This is a genomic window from Pseudomonas iranensis (genome assembly GCF_014268585.2).
Taxonomy (GTDB): domain Bacteria; phylum Pseudomonadota; class Gammaproteobacteria; order Pseudomonadales; family Pseudomonadaceae; genus Aquipseudomonas; species Aquipseudomonas iranensis.
In genome coordinates this window covers 1538231-1552006 of the sequence record NZ_CP077092.1, presented here as the reverse complement: position 1 = coordinate 1552006, position 13776 = coordinate 1538231, and the positions used below count along the sequence as shown (strand labels likewise).

9 protein-coding genes and 2 tRNA genes are annotated in these 13776 nt (G+C 59.9%); 9 read left to right on the top strand and 2 right to left on the bottom strand.

All coding sequences use genetic code 11. The features are described 5' to 3' along the window. Window positions 1–96 precede the first annotated feature (96 nt). Window positions 97–1551 (top strand): toxin-antitoxin system YwqK family antitoxin, encoded by a 1455-nt coding sequence (locus HU724_RS06800; protein WP_225927669.1) that lies wholly within the window; start codon window positions 97–99, stop codon window positions 1549–1551. Between the two features lie 50 nt (window positions 1552–1601). Here the strand turns inward: HU724_RS06800 and HU724_RS06795 are convergent, their stop codons facing one another. Beyond that, on the bottom strand, window positions 1602–2609 hold the full coding sequence (locus tag HU724_RS06795; RefSeq protein ID WP_024011896.1) for a DUF481 domain-containing protein: 1008 nt from the start codon (window positions 2607–2609) through the stop codon (window positions 1602–1604). A 165-nt stretch (window positions 2610–2774) separates the two neighbouring features. Between HU724_RS06795 and HU724_RS06790 the strand changes: the two genes are divergently transcribed. The 4 genes from HU724_RS06790 to HU724_RS06775 all read left to right on the top strand — a co-directional run bounded on the left by HU724_RS06790 (window position 2775) and on the right by HU724_RS06775 (window position 7547). After that, window positions 2775–3128: an MGMT family protein gene (locus HU724_RS06790; RefSeq protein WP_016771391.1), complete on the top strand. Its 354-nt coding sequence runs from the start codon at window positions 2775–2777 to the stop codon at window positions 3126–3128. A gap of 43 nt (window positions 3129–3171) precedes the next feature. After that, window positions 3172–4731 (top strand): AmpG family muropeptide MFS transporter, encoded by a 1560-nt coding sequence (locus HU724_RS06785; protein ID WP_024011895.1) that lies wholly within the window; start codon window positions 3172–3174, stop codon window positions 4729–4731. Window positions 4732–4860: 129 nt separating this feature from the next. After that, window positions 4861–6576: a proline--tRNA ligase gene (locus HU724_RS06780; protein ID WP_186568187.1), complete on the top strand. Its 1716-nt coding sequence runs from the start codon at window positions 4861–4863 to the stop codon at window positions 6574–6576. 17 nt (window positions 6577–6593) lie between these two features. After that, window positions 6594–7547 carry a hypothetical protein gene (locus HU724_RS06775; protein WP_186568185.1) on the top strand — a complete coding sequence of 318 codons (954 nt, stop codon included), beginning with the start codon at window positions 6594–6596 and terminating at the stop codon, window positions 7545–7547. Window positions 7548–7671: 124 nt separating this feature from the next. On the opposite strand, the gene dinB is transcribed toward HU724_RS06775, so the two are convergent. Beyond that, window positions 7672–8733: a DNA polymerase IV gene (gene dinB, locus HU724_RS06770; RefSeq protein WP_038861106.1), complete on the bottom strand. Its 1062-nt coding sequence runs from the start codon at window positions 8731–8733 to the stop codon at window positions 7672–7674. 279 nt (window positions 8734–9012) lie between these two features. Here dinB and HU724_RS06765 point away from each other — a divergent pair. The 4 genes from HU724_RS06765 (at window position 9013) to HU724_RS06750 (ending at window position 13597) form a co-directional block, all read left to right on the top strand. Next, window positions 9013–9089 (top strand) — tRNA-Met (locus HU724_RS06765). 217 nt (window positions 9090–9306) lie between these two features. Then, window positions 9307–9383, top strand: a tRNA-Met gene (locus tag HU724_RS06760). Between the two features lie 279 nt (window positions 9384–9662). Beyond that, window positions 9663–12302: a bifunctional lysylphosphatidylglycerol flippase/synthetase MprF gene (gene mprF, locus HU724_RS06755; protein WP_217847184.1), complete on the top strand. Its 2640-nt coding sequence runs from the start codon at window positions 9663–9665 to the stop codon at window positions 12300–12302. Further along, on the top strand, window positions 12302–13597 hold the full coding sequence (locus HU724_RS06750; protein ID WP_186569868.1) for a virulence factor family protein: 1296 nt from the start codon (window positions 12302–12304) through the stop codon (window positions 13595–13597). The genes mprF and HU724_RS06750 overlap by 1 nt, the downstream gene beginning before the upstream one ends. The last annotated feature ends 179 nt before the right edge of the window (window positions 13598–13776 follow it).

The window sequence follows — 13776 nt, the reverse complement described above, 5'->3', positions numbered from 1 at the left end:
AAAGCGGGGCTTTTTTGTGTCTGTATATTTTGTCTGCCCCTCTTTTTGCCTCCGCTCTATATGATCCGCGCCCTGGAATCACATGGAAGAAGCAGGATGCAATTCATCTCTTGGAACACATTCAACGCGTTGCTGTTGGCGTTCGCCCCCCCTCTGAATGCAGAGACCAAATCTGATCATCCGACGGTGATTCTCGGCATGAACCCTCGTGCGACATATCTGGCGAAAGGACCAGAAGTCAATGGCCACTCTTCGATGCAACTCAGAGGCGCAGCGCTCCTGACGCTCTCGACTCCTCACGCCTGCGGGAGCAACGAGGTCTATTTGACGCCAGAATCATTGGGCATTCCGAACGAATCATTTCGACGAGCGCTCGGCGAAGTCCAAGACTTGATCGACCAAAAAATCCCCCTGATTCTGACGCTCTCCGCTTGCGAGCGAAAACGCGCCTTCTTCGAAAAGGTACGCCCCTGCACTCCTGAGGAGTGCGCAGACCTGACGAACCCTCTGGCAGACGACAAGCTTTATCTGGACGAGCACCTCAAGCCGATCGGCGAAGGCCTGGCGTTGTACTACCTGAAAATGCCAATGTCCTATGACGAAGAAAAACAGGCGTGGCAAGCACAAATTTTTTACCGGGACACGCGAAGTCTACGCAGCGAGCATTACGTCGACAGAGAAGACTTCGCTTCAGCGAAACCCGTTCTGACATACAAAGCTTACTATCGAAACGGAAAACCCCGCCGGACCTACCAGAATGATGCTAACGGCCTGCGTCAGGGCGAGGCGCTGACATATTCCGAACAAGGGGTCGTCATCAAGCGTGAAAACTACCTCAACAACCATCTCGAGGGTTGGCAATTTATCTATCACGAAAATGGCAAAATCGCTGAGTCCTACAATTGGCATCTGGGCAAGCATGTAGATGGCGAGTATTTGGAATATGACGAGGACGGGACGCTGATCGGGCGCAGCAGTTATCGAAATGACGTTCTCCACGGCCCTGCCCTTGGATACCACTCGAATGGACAGATCAGGTACGAAACCGTTTTCATCAACGGCAAATCCCAAGGGCCAAATAATCATTATTTTGATAATGGAGCCGTTGAGACCTCCCGCACCAATGTCGACGGCAAGCCAGATGGCTGGCTAACCACTTACTTCATCGACGGGACAGTCAAAGAGAAACAGTTTTACAGGGACGGTGTGCAACGAAGCTATGAGCAATGGAATGAGCAAGGCAGGCAAACCTTGCAGTGGCAGTGGGATGAAAAACATCGCCAACAGGGCGACTTCAAACAGTGGTACGCGACCGGCCAGCTTAAAGAACATCGAAAATACAAAGACGGCAACCTTCACGGATCATCCACGACATGGCACGAAAACGGTGAGATGGCTTCATTTACCGATTATATCGATGGCGCCGAGCATGGACCGATGCGCTTCTTCAGGAAAGACGGCAGCCTTAGCTACCAATGCCAATACCAGATGGGCGTCAGGCAGGGAGAATGTGTTTCGATTCCCGTCAGCAAGACCAAAGCAGAAAGCTGACAATGAAAAGCCCCGCAATCACGGGGCTTTCTCCTTTCTAGCGCAGGTGCTTACCAGGCCACACCAAACCCTGCGGTATAACGGGTCTTGTTCAGATCCGCATCGTTGGTGCCGCTGATGATGTCGCGCTCGGCCTTGAGGTTGAGCGAGGCCCAGTCGGTGACCTTGTAGCGCAGGCCCAGTTCGGCATCCAGCGCGTAATCGGCAACGCCCGACAGCGGCTTGCCGACTTCGCCATTGGTGAAGAACTCGACCTTCTTGCCGATCAGGTAGCGGTTATAGTCCCACTTCATCGCGACGGAATAGAAGTTGTCCTTGCTGCCATCGCGATACTCGTAATCGGTGCGGTTGAGCAACGAGCCCAGGGAGAACGCGCCGAGTTCGTCGTCCCAGAACTGGTAGCCCGGACCGGTACCGACCACGCGCTGACGCGCCAGCTCTTCGATGTGATCACGCTTGTAGTTGATGCGCCCCTGCCAGAACCACTGATCGGTGAGGAAACGGTCGAGAGAGTATTCGGCGCGCCAGTTGTTGGTGGTGGTTTCCGCATCCTGGACTTCGCGGTTGTACTCACCCTCGCCGGTATGGCGCCAGCGGCCATGGCGAGCCGAAGTCTTGAAGGCAACGTCGTAATCGTCGGTGTCCTTTTCGGCGCGCTGATAGTCCAGCGCCAGATCGACGTTGCCCTTCCACACCAGGTCGGTGACGATCGGCTTGGGCTTGAGGATCTGCTGAATGCTCGCCAGCTCGACCGTCTTCGGCGCCTCGCCGTTGGCCAGGGTGACCTTGCCATCGTCGGCCGCCGTCAGCGACTTCGATACTTCACCGGCATAGGCGTCCTGCTTCACCAACAGGTGCTGATCGCTGTCGAGGGTCTTGACCTCTTTCCAGTCAATCGCCACTGCGCCGGCGTATTTGGTCTGGATCAACAGCTTGCCGCCATCGAATACCGTGATAGTGCCACTCAGCTTGTCGCCGTTTTTCAACCAGACGGTGTCGGCAAGCAGGGGCGTGGACGCGCTGAAAACAGCAAGGCACAACAGGGTTCTGGGGAACATAAGCAGATCGGGGGCTCAGAGTTGGCGAAAAGGGTCGGCATTATCCGTAGGATTTTGCCCATGACAAGGACTGACCGGACTATTTCAATTGAGTTCATTTCTCAACTGGGCCACGAGCGATTACCCTTGTCGCCATCGTCACGCCAATGCTCAGGAGCCGCGTACGTGAAAGACCCGCTCGACAGCGTCGAAAACGATGCGCAAATCCGACGCACGGCACTCTACTCGACGCTCGCGCAAGTGCCCGAAGGCAAAGTCGTCAGTTATGGCCAGTTAGCCGAACTTGCCGGGCTGGGCCGCGCCGCGCGCTGGGTCGGGCGGACTTTGAGCCAGTTGCCCGGCGACACCAAGCTGCCCTGGCACCGCGTGCTCGGCGCCGGCGGACGCATCAGCCTGCCGGTCGGCAGCCCTTCCGGTGATGAACAACGTGCGCGATTGCGCATGGAAGGCATCACCGTCCAGAACAATCGTGTGGATATTCGGCGCCATGGCTGGCGTCCGGTAGAGCACAGCGGTTAGAGTGCGCGCTTTGTTTTCGCAATTTTGAGGCAGACTTCAGCCCATGCCCCGTAAAACCTGGCGCGCCGCGCTCGCCGCCTATGCCAGTCCTTCGACGCTCGTGCTGTTGTTGCTCGGTTTTGCCGCCGGCCTGCCGTACATGCTGGTGTTCTCGACGCTCTCCGTATGGCTGCGTGAAGCGGGCGTGGCCCGTGAAACCATCGGCTATGCCAGCCTGATCGGCCTGGCGTATGCGTTCAAATGGGTCTGGTCGCCCCTGCTCGACCAATGGCGCCTGCCCTTGCTGGGCAAGCTCGGCCGCCGCCGTTCCTGGCTGGTGCTCTCCCAGGCACTGGTGATTCTCGGGCTGATCGGCATGGGCTTCTGTGATCCGCAGAAGCATTTGTCCTGGCTGATCGCCATTGCCGTCGTCGTCGCCTTCGCCTCGGCCACGCAAGATATCGCGGTCGACGCCTATCGCCTGGAAATCGCCGATGACAGCCGCCAGGCCGCCCTCGCCGCCAGCTATATGTCCGGTTACCGCGTCGCCGCCCTGCTCGCCACCGCCGGCGCGCTGTTTTTCGCCGAAGGTTTCGGCTCCACCGGCTTCAACTATAAGCACGCGGCATGGACCGGCACCTATGTGCTGTTTGGCGCATTGATGGTGCCCGCGCTGCTGACCACGCTGTTCATGCGCGAACCACCGGTGCCGCTGCGCACGCAGTTGCAGGCCGGGCGCTACACGTTCATGCATCAACTGATGTCGGTGTTCGTGCTGATCGTTTTGCTGGTTTCCGTACCGGCGATGTTCACCCAGCTGTACAACACCGATTTCGCTGGCGTGCTGTTTGGTGACATGAGCCCGCTCGACCTGCTCCTCGAAGACCGCGCTTTTCTGCGCGCCATCCTCTACATATTGCTCACCGGCATGTGCCTGTCGGCCATGGGCCGACGCGGACTGGCGCCGGTACTCACGCCGATCAATGACTTCATCCTGCGTTATCGCTGGCAGGCGCTGTTGCTGCTGGGCCTGATCGCGACCTATCGCATGTCGGACACGGTAATGGGCGTGATGGCCAACGTGTTCTACATCGACCAGGGTTTCACCAAGGATCAGATCGCCAGTGTCAGCAAGATCTTCGGCCTGATCATGACCCTCGTCGGTGCCGGCATGGGTGGCCTGTTGATCGTGCGTTTCGGCATTCTGCCGATCCTGTTTATCGGTGGTGTGTCTTCGGCAGCGACCAACCTGCTGTTCGTCATGCTCGCGGACATGGGCCCGAACCTGCAGATGCTGGTGGTGACCATTTCCCTCGACAACTTCAGTTCGGGCCTGGCGACGTCGGCGTTCGTCGCTTACCTGTCGAGCCTGACCAACCTGAAGTTTTCCGCAACGCAATACGCCCTGCTCAGCTCGATCATGTTGCTGCTGCCGCGCCTGATGGGCGGCTATTCCGGCGTGCTGGTCGAGAAGTTCGGCTATCACAGCTTCTTCCTCATTACCGCCCTGCTCGGCGTGCCGACGCTGCTACTGATCGCGCTGCACTGGTTTCAGGAGCGCCGCCGCGAAGGACAGACACCGACGCCCGAGCCTGCACCGACGCCCGTCACCGAAGAATCGTAGGACGCTTCGCCAATGGCGGGAGGAATCCCGCCGCTGACGTCCTCGCCCGGCCACACTTCTGTACGTCAGCAAAACTCGCCGGTACACTGCTCCGTCATTTCCAGTCATAGCAACCGACAACGGCCAACCATGCGCACCAGTCAATTTTTGCTCGCCACACAGAAAGAAACGCCTTCCGACGCGGTCGTGATCAGCCACCAGCTGATGCTGCGCGCCGGCATGATCCGCAAGCTTGCCTCGGGCCTGTATACCTGGCTGCCGATGGGCCTGCGAGTCATGCGCAAGGTCGAAGCCATCGTTCGCGAAGAAATGAACGCTGCCGGTTCTCTGGAAGTGTTGATGCCGAGCACCCAACCGGCCGAGCTGTGGCAGGAATCGGGGCGCTGGGAAGAATACGGCCCTGAGCTGCTGCGCATCAAAGACCGCCACGGTCGTGACTTCTGCGCGGGCCCGACCCACGAAGAAGTGATCACCGATCTGATGCGCAACGAGTTGAGCAGCTACAAACAGCTGCCAATCAACCTGTACCAGATCCAGACCAAATTCCGCGATGAAATCCGCCCACGCTTCGGTTTGATGCGCGGCCGCGAATTCACCATGAAGGACGCCTACTCCTTCCACGCCGATCAGGCGTCGCTGCAGATCACTTATGACCGCATGCATGAAGCCTACTGCAACATCTTCACGCGTCTGGGTCTGAAATTCCGTCCGGTAGAAGCCGACAACGGCTCCATCGGCGGCGCCGGCTCCCACGAATTCCACGTGCTGGCCGAGTCCGGCGAAGACGATATCGTCTTCAGCAACGGTTCCGACTACGCGGCGAACATCGAAAAAGCCGAAGCGGTGCCACGGGAAACCTCGCGCCCTGCGCCAACCGAAGAACTGCGCTTGGTCGATACGCCAGACACCAAAACCATCGCGGCGCTGGTGGAAAAATTCAATCTGCCGATTGAAAAGACCATCAAGACCCTGATCGTCCACGCCGAAGAAGAAGGCAAGCTGATCGCGCTGGTGATTCGTGGCGACCACGAACTGAACGAAATCAAGGCTGCCAACCAGCCTGGCGTGGCCAGCCCGCTGGTGATGGCCTCCGATGCCGAACTGCGTGACGCGATTGGCGCCGGCGCCGGTTCGCTCGGCCCGCTGAACCTGCCGCTGCCGATCATCATCGACCGCTCGGTCGCGATGATGAGCGACTTCGGCATTGGCGCGAACATCGACGACAAGCACTACTTCGGCGTGAACTGGGAGCGTGATCTGCCGGTTCCGACCGTTGCCGACCTGCGCAACGTCGTCGCCGGCGACCCAAGCCCGGACGGCAAAGGCACGCTGGAAATCAAGCGCGGCATCGAAGTCGGCCACATCTTCCAGCTGGGCAACAAGTACAGCAAGGCGATGAAGTGCGAAGTGCTGGGCGAAAACGGCAAGCCGGTGACCCTGGAAATGGGCTGCTACGGGATTGGCGTTTCCCGCGTGGTCGCCGCTGCCATCGAGCAGAACAACGACGCCAACGGCATCATCTGGAGCGACACCCTGGCGCCGTTCCAGATCGCGCTGGTACCGCTGCGCTATGAAACCGAGCAGGTGCGCGAAGCCACCGACAAGCTGTACGCCGAACTTACGGCGGCCGGCTTCGAAGTGCTGCTGGACGATCGCGACAAGAAAACCAGCCCGGGCATCAAGTTTGCGGACATGGAGCTGATCGGCATTCCACACCGGATCGTGGTCAGCGACCGCGGCCTCGCCGAAGGCAACCTGGAATACAAGAGTCGTTCCGAAGCAGAGGCGCAAGCACTGCCGGTGGCCGATGTTGTGTCCTTCCTTCAGGCCCGTATCCGCCGCTGAAACCAGATAGAGACGTCATGTTCAAGCGAAACACCTTAGGCCTCGGTGGCGCCGCCCTGTGCGGCGCCCTGCTGGCCAGCGGCTGCGCCAATCACATGTCGCAACGCAGCGAGCACGAAGAGCGGGTCGAGCGAAAACTGCTCGATCACAGCCTGCAGATCGATGTCGGCGAGCCCAAGGTGCTCGAGCTGCCGCAGCGACGCGTGAAGATCAACGAGCAGAAGACTTTCGAAGTCACCGAGTTCGAGGTCACCCGCCGTTACGACCGCTACACGCCTTATCAACCCTGGCGCGAAGTCTACGAGATTCCGCTGGGGGCGGTGGCCGTGGTCGGTGGTGTCGGTGCCAACGTGGTCAACGTGTTTGCCCTCGGTAACCTGCCGGACAGCGTCACCAAGGATTGGCTGAGCTACGGTTTTGCCGGGCTCAACCCGTTCATGAACGTGCAGTCCAACGGTCGCGCGCAGCAGAACCTCGCGGGCATCGATGAAGTCCAGCGCGACAAGCGCACGGAGTATTCGAGCCTGCCGTGGAGCGAACGACCGGTGCAGGTCAAGGCCGGCAAGCAGACATTCGACATGACCACCGACCGCAACGGTGTGCTGCGCTTGAATCTGCTCGATAGCCCTTTCGCCGAACATGAACTCAACCATGTTGGCCGCTTGCAGATCAGTGTCGAAGACGCCAAGGACGACGTGCATACCGACTCGACCCTGATGCTCAGCGGCCACCTGCGCGGCAAGTTGATCGAGGCGCACGGGCTGATTTATGACGACCTGGAAGATGATGAGGTGAGCCAGTGGGTACACCGGGTCAAACGCCTGTCGGAGCTGGGCCTGGAAGAAGAAGCCAGCGAATTGGAGCAGAGTCTGATCGAACTGACCCGCAATGATCCTGAGTTGCAGACTGAGTTTCTCAAGTCTCTGGCCAAGGATGCCGGGCGTTTAGTGGCTGATCCGGGACCGAATTAAAGCTTAGAAGCTTCGTCGGAACGCCGCCCGGAGCAGGCTCGCTCCCACAAGGGATCTGTAAACGACGCAGATCCAATGTGGGAGCGAGCCTGCTCGCGAAGAGGCCCTGCCAGGCGCCGCAAATCTACCGCTCAAACAACTCCATCTGCTCAAACCCGCCCCGCAGATCCTCCAGCCTCACCCCCACCCCCAACAACCGCACCGGTTTGCCGCCGCGATTGAACGCCTGCGTCAGCATCAACTGATAACTGCCCAGGTCACGCCCTGCCCCGGCCTGTTCCAGCGTGGTCTGGGTGAAATCATGAAATTTGACTTTGACGAACGGCTTGCCCGGTCGATAACTGCTGTCGATCCGCGCCATGCGGGTTTTCAGGGTATCGAGCAACTCGGGCAATTTTTCTAGGCAGCTGCGCAAGTCCGGCAGATCAACGTCGTAGGTGTTTTCCACGCTGATCGACTGACGGCGGCTGTCGTTGTGCACCAGCCGGTCATCGATTCCACGGGCGAGATTCCACAAGCGCTCGCCGAAACTGCCGAATTCGCGCACCAGCGCCAGCCTGCCCCACTCGCGCAGATGCTGGCAGTCAACGATGCCGAGCTTGCCGAGCTTGTCGGCGGTGACCTTGCCGACGCCGTGCAGCTTGCTTACCGGCAGACCACTGACGAACTCTTCGACCTGATCCGGGGTGATCACGAACAAACCGTTGGGTTTTTTCCAGTCGCTGGCGATCTTCGCCAGAAACTTGTTTGGCGCAACGCCTGCGGAAACGGTGATGTGCAATTGGTTGGAGACCCGGCGGCGAATGTCCTGGGCGATGCGCGTGGCGCTGCCGCCGAAATGCGCGCTGTCCGACACATCCAGGTAGGCCTCGTCCAGCGAAAGCGGCTCGATCAGGTCGGTGTAGTCGGCAAAGATCGTATGAATTTCTTTCGAAGCTTCGCGATAAGCCTCCATACGCGGCTTGACGATGGTCAGGTCCGGGCACAGCTTTAATGCATGCCCGGAAGCCATTGCCGAGCGCACACCATAGGCGCGCGCTTCGTAATTGCAGGTGGCGATCACCCCGCGTCGATCCGCCGAACCACCCACCGCCAACGGCTTGCCGGCCAGACGCGGATCATCGCGCATCTCGATGGCGGCGTAGAAACAGTCACAGTCGATGTGGATGATTTTTCGCTGGGTCATGTCGGAAAAAGACAACGTGGCAAGCCGGAGCGGCAGTATCTCATTGGCACCTGTATATAGCACCAGTGGTTGAATGTTCTTTTCCGACCGTAGGAGATTTCCGCTGAATTTATTTTTTCAATCACAGATCAAGGTGCAATAGAGCTGAAAGCCTTGCGCTACCTGCCCTGCGCGCCGGCCAACCGCCGCGAAAATACGCTAAGCGCTTGAACCTCAACAGATTTATCCAGATCGACGGTTGACACACTCGCGAACCTCTGTAGAATGCCGCCACACAGACGCGGGATGGAGCAGTCTGGTAGCTCGTCGGGCTCATAACCCGAAGGTCGTCGGTTCAAATCCGGCTCCCGCAACCAAACATCAGAAAAGGCTACTCGAAAGAGTGGCCTTTTTTGTGCGCGTCTGTTTTGCAAAGGGGCGCCCCGCTCAATCGCTGGCGAAACGGCAATTCGTTGCATTTCCGAAACTTACGCATCACCTGCGACCGTTTGCCGCGATTTCGCAGTTATTTGGCCCATTCCTGGATTAGCGGTTGACACCTCGTCGTTCGCCTGTAGAATGCCGCCACACAGACGCGGGATGGAGCAGTCTGGTAGCTCGTCGGGCTCATAACCCGAAGGTCGTCGGTTCAAATCCGGCTCCCGCAACCAAACATCAAAAAAGGCTACTCGAAAGAGTGGCCTTTTTTGTATCTGTTGAAAAAGTCCTTTCGCAACAATGATCTGTCACTGTGCAGTGAACCGCTGGGGATCATCAGTACCACTGACTTGCGACTATGCTTGAGTCGCGGACAAGGTATCTGCAATCCAGGAACTGCCCTCGCCGATGCCCGACGAGAGGCGTAGTATTTTGTGATTATTTTTTTCTACAGGGATTGGTAACTTGGCTGGATACCTCCATCCTGTCGCGCACAATCCAAGAGGTGATTGATGCGCGCCAACTCGTCTGATCCACAAGACACCGTTACAGCAGAACAACCGATCAAACCCGAGCGTTTGCGCTGGCTGGATCGATTAAGCAAATACCGTCAGCCGATCGGTCTGGCCGTCACGTTGCTGCTGTTTGCCATTGCCCTGATTGCCTGCCGCCATCTGCTCGCCGAGCTCGATCTCGACGCGTTGCATGACTCGATTCTCGACGTGCCGAAACCCGCCCTGCTTGGCGCCATCGGTGCGACCGTGGTCGGTTTCATTATTCTGCTCGGCTATGAATGGTCGGCCAGCCGCTACGCTGGCGTGAAACTGCCGCCGCGCACGCTCGCCCTCGGCGGCTTCACCGCATTTGCGATTGGCAATGCCATTGGTCTGTCGCTACTGTCCGGCGGCTCGGTTCGTTATCGCTTATATGCGCGATTGGGCGTCGGTGCGTCGGAAGTTGCGCACATGACGCTATTTGCCAGCCTCTCGCTGGGCTGCGCATTGCCGCCACTGGCAGCGCTGGCCACGCTGAGCAACCTGCCCGCCGCCTCGCAAGCGCTGGGATTGTCCGAAGTCTTGCTCGGCTCCGTCGCCGCTGCCGTACTGATCCTCGGTGCAGTGCTGGCGATCGGCATCTATCGCCGTCGTCTGCCGGAACAACCCTACCCCGACAATCTGCTGGTTCGTGCCGGGCGGCGGACATTGCGCCTGCCGGGTCGACGCTTGACCTTGCTGCAACTGGTGATCACCGCCCTCGATGTCGCGGCTGCCGCCACCGTTCTGTATTTGTTGCTGCCGGAAGCGCCGCCGTTTGCGCCGTTCCTGCTGGTGTATCTGCTGGCACTCGCCGCCGGTGTCCTCAGTCATGTACCTGGCGGCGTCGGTGTGTTCGAAGCGATTCTGCTCGCCGCGTTTGCCGACAAGCTTGGCGCCGCACCGCTGGCCGCTGCCCTGCTGCTGTATCGCCTGATCTACGTGGTGCTGCCGCTGCTGGTCGCTTGCGTATTGCTGCTGATCAACGAAGGCCAGCGCCTGTTTCAATCCCAGACCATGCGCGCCGCGTCCGGTCTGGCCGCGCCGGTTCTGGCGGTGCTGGTGTTTCTGTCTGGCGTCGTGCTGCTGTTTTCCGGCGCCACACCGGAGATCGACACGCGCCTGGAGCACATCGGTTTTCTGATCCCGCATCGCCTGGTCGACGCCTCGCACTTTGGCGCCAGCCTGATCGGCGTCCTCTGTCTGTTACTCGCGCAGGGCCTGCGCCGGCGCCTGTCGGCGGCGTGGATGCTGACCGTCATTCTGCTGCTGGTCGGTGCCCTGCTCTCGCTACTCAAAGGCTTCGACTGGGAAGAAGCCACGCTGATGACGTTTACGGCCGCGCTGCTCGGCGTGTTCCGCCGCTCCTTCTATCGCCCGAGCCGTTTGACCGAACTGCCGTTTTCGCCGCTGTATCTGGTCGCCAGTCTCTGCGTGCTGGGCGCTTCGGCCTGGTTGCTGCTGTTTGCCTATCAGGACGTGCCCTACAGCCATCAATTGTGGTGGCAGTTCACCCTCGACGCTGACGCGCCGCGTGGCCTGCGCTCGCTGCTCGGTGCGGCGGTGTTGCTGGTGATCATCTCGCTGACCTGGCTGCTGCGCACCGCGCGCCCGGTGATCCATTTGCCGACGCCGGACGAACTGGATCGCGCGGCAAAAATCCTCATGGCCTCGTCGCAACCCGATGGCGGCCTCGCGCTGACCGGTGACAAGGCGTTGCTGTTTCACCCCAACGATGAAGCGTTCCTGATGTACGCCCGCCGTGGCCGCAGTCTGGTGGCGCTGTACGACCCGATCGGGCCGAGCCAGCAACGTGCGGAAATGATCTGGCAGTTCCGCGATCTCTGCGACATCCACCACACGCGCCCGGTGTTCTATCAAGTGCGCGCGGAGAACCTGCCGTACTACATGGACATCGGCCTGACGGCGATCAAGCTCGGCGAAGAAGCCCGGGTCGATCTGCTGCGCTTCGATCTGGAAGCCAAGGGCAAGGAGATGAAGGACCTGCGCTACACCTGGAACCGTGGTACCCGCGATGGACTTTCGCTGGAAATTCATGAGCCCGGGCAGGCGCCGATGGACGAGCTGAAAGTGATTTCCGATGCCTGGCTGACGGGCAAGAACGTGCGTGAGAAAGGCTTCTCCCTCGGCCGTTTCAGCGACGATTACCTGAAGCATTTCCGCATTGCGGTGATTCGCTTCGAAGGCCGCCCGGTGGCGTTCGCCAATCTGCTCGAGACCTACAGCCACGATCTGGCCAGTCTCGACCTGATGCGCGCGCACCCGGAAGCGCCGAAGCTGACCATGGAATTCATGATGGTCGGCCTGATTCAACACTATAAGAGTCACGGATACGCGCGCTTCAGCCTGGGCATGGTGCCGTTGTCGGGGCTGCAACCCCGGCGCGGCGCACCACTGACCCAGCGCCTGGGCTCGATGGTCTTCCGCCGTGGTGAGCAACTGTACAACTTCCAAGGCTTGCGCCGCTTCAAAGACAAGTTCCAGCCTGACTGGGAACCCCGTTATATGGCCGTGCCCGCCGGACTCGATCCGCTCGTGGCGCTGGCCGACACTGCCGCCCTGATCGCGGGCGGCTTGACTGGATTGGTGAAACGCTGATGATTCAACGCTCCCTGAAGTACATCCTGGCCGCCCTGCTGGTGCTGGCCGTGATTGCCGGCGGCGGTTACTGGTACCTCAAACGTCCGGCACCGGAACCGACCGTCGAACAACTGAAACCCGCCGATGGCACAGCCATGACCCGCGTGATCCCCGGCAGCAAGCCGAAGGCTCAGGTGCTGGTGGCCGTCACCGACGAACAGAAGCTCTCCGAGAAACAACTGACCACCCTCAGCCGCAGCGCTTCGGCGCAGATCGTTCAGGTGATTCTGCCCAAGGACTGCCTGCTGCAAAGCCGCGCCCTGCAATCAGGCCTGCGTGAACTGAATGGCCCGGCCACTCTGGTCAGCGGCATCGGCCCAGGCGCTGTGCTGGCGTGGCGCTGGCTGGCGGAACAGAAAGACGACAAGGCCCAGGCCATCTCCGTCGACTTGGCTCTGGAAAAGCCCGGCTGCACCCACCTGCTGCCGAAATCCGCCGCCCACGGCCACTGGCTGGTGGCGTGGAACGACAACCCGGACGACGCCAGCGCAGGCTTCGTGCGCGATCAGCCGAACGCCGAAACCAGCATCAGCGACTACGACATCAACCTGCCGCAAGTGCTGAACAACGAACTGCGCAAAATCCTCGTCGGTGGCGACAAGGCCAACGGCGGCCTGGCGATCCCGGTCGTGGAAGTGCCGGCCGGTCAGGCCAACGACACCGTTACCCTGTTCCTCTCCGGCGACGGCGGCTGGCGTGACCTCGACCGCGACGTGGCCGGGGAAATGGCCAAGATCGGCTACCCGGTGGTCGGCATCGACACCCTGCGCTACTACTGGCAGCACAAGAGCCCGGAGCAAAGCGCACTCGACCTCACCGAACTGATGCAGCACTACCGGCAGAAATGGGGCACCAAGCGCTTCATCCTCACCGGCTACTCGTTCGGTGCCGACGTTCTGCCAGCGATCTACAACCGTCTGCCAGAGAACGAACAGCAACGCGTCGACGCGATCATCCTGCTCGCCTTCGCCCGCACCGGCAGCTTCGAAATCGAAGTCGAAGGCTGGCTGGGCAACGCTGGTAAAGAAGCCGCCACCGGCCCGGAAATGGCCAAACTGCCAGCCGGCAAGGTTGTGTGCATCTACGGTGAAGAAGAGACCGATGAAAGTGGCTGCACGGACAAGACTGCAGTCGGTGAAGCAGTGAAACTGCCTGGTGGCCACCACTTCGACGAGAACTACCCGGCGCTGGCCAAGCGTCTGGTGGACTTGATCGAGAAGCGCCAGAGCAAGGACTCGGTCGCCGAAGAGTGATCTGAGCCGCATCCACAAAAGGCCCCCACAACTTCGCAGTTACGGGGGCTTTTTACATTCCAGCCGCCACCAAAATCCCTGTGGGAGCGAGCTTGCTCGCGAAGCGGTGGGTCAGTTTACAGATTCGTCGACTGACACTACGTCTTCGCGCTCCCACAGGGTATTGTGCCGGACTCAGA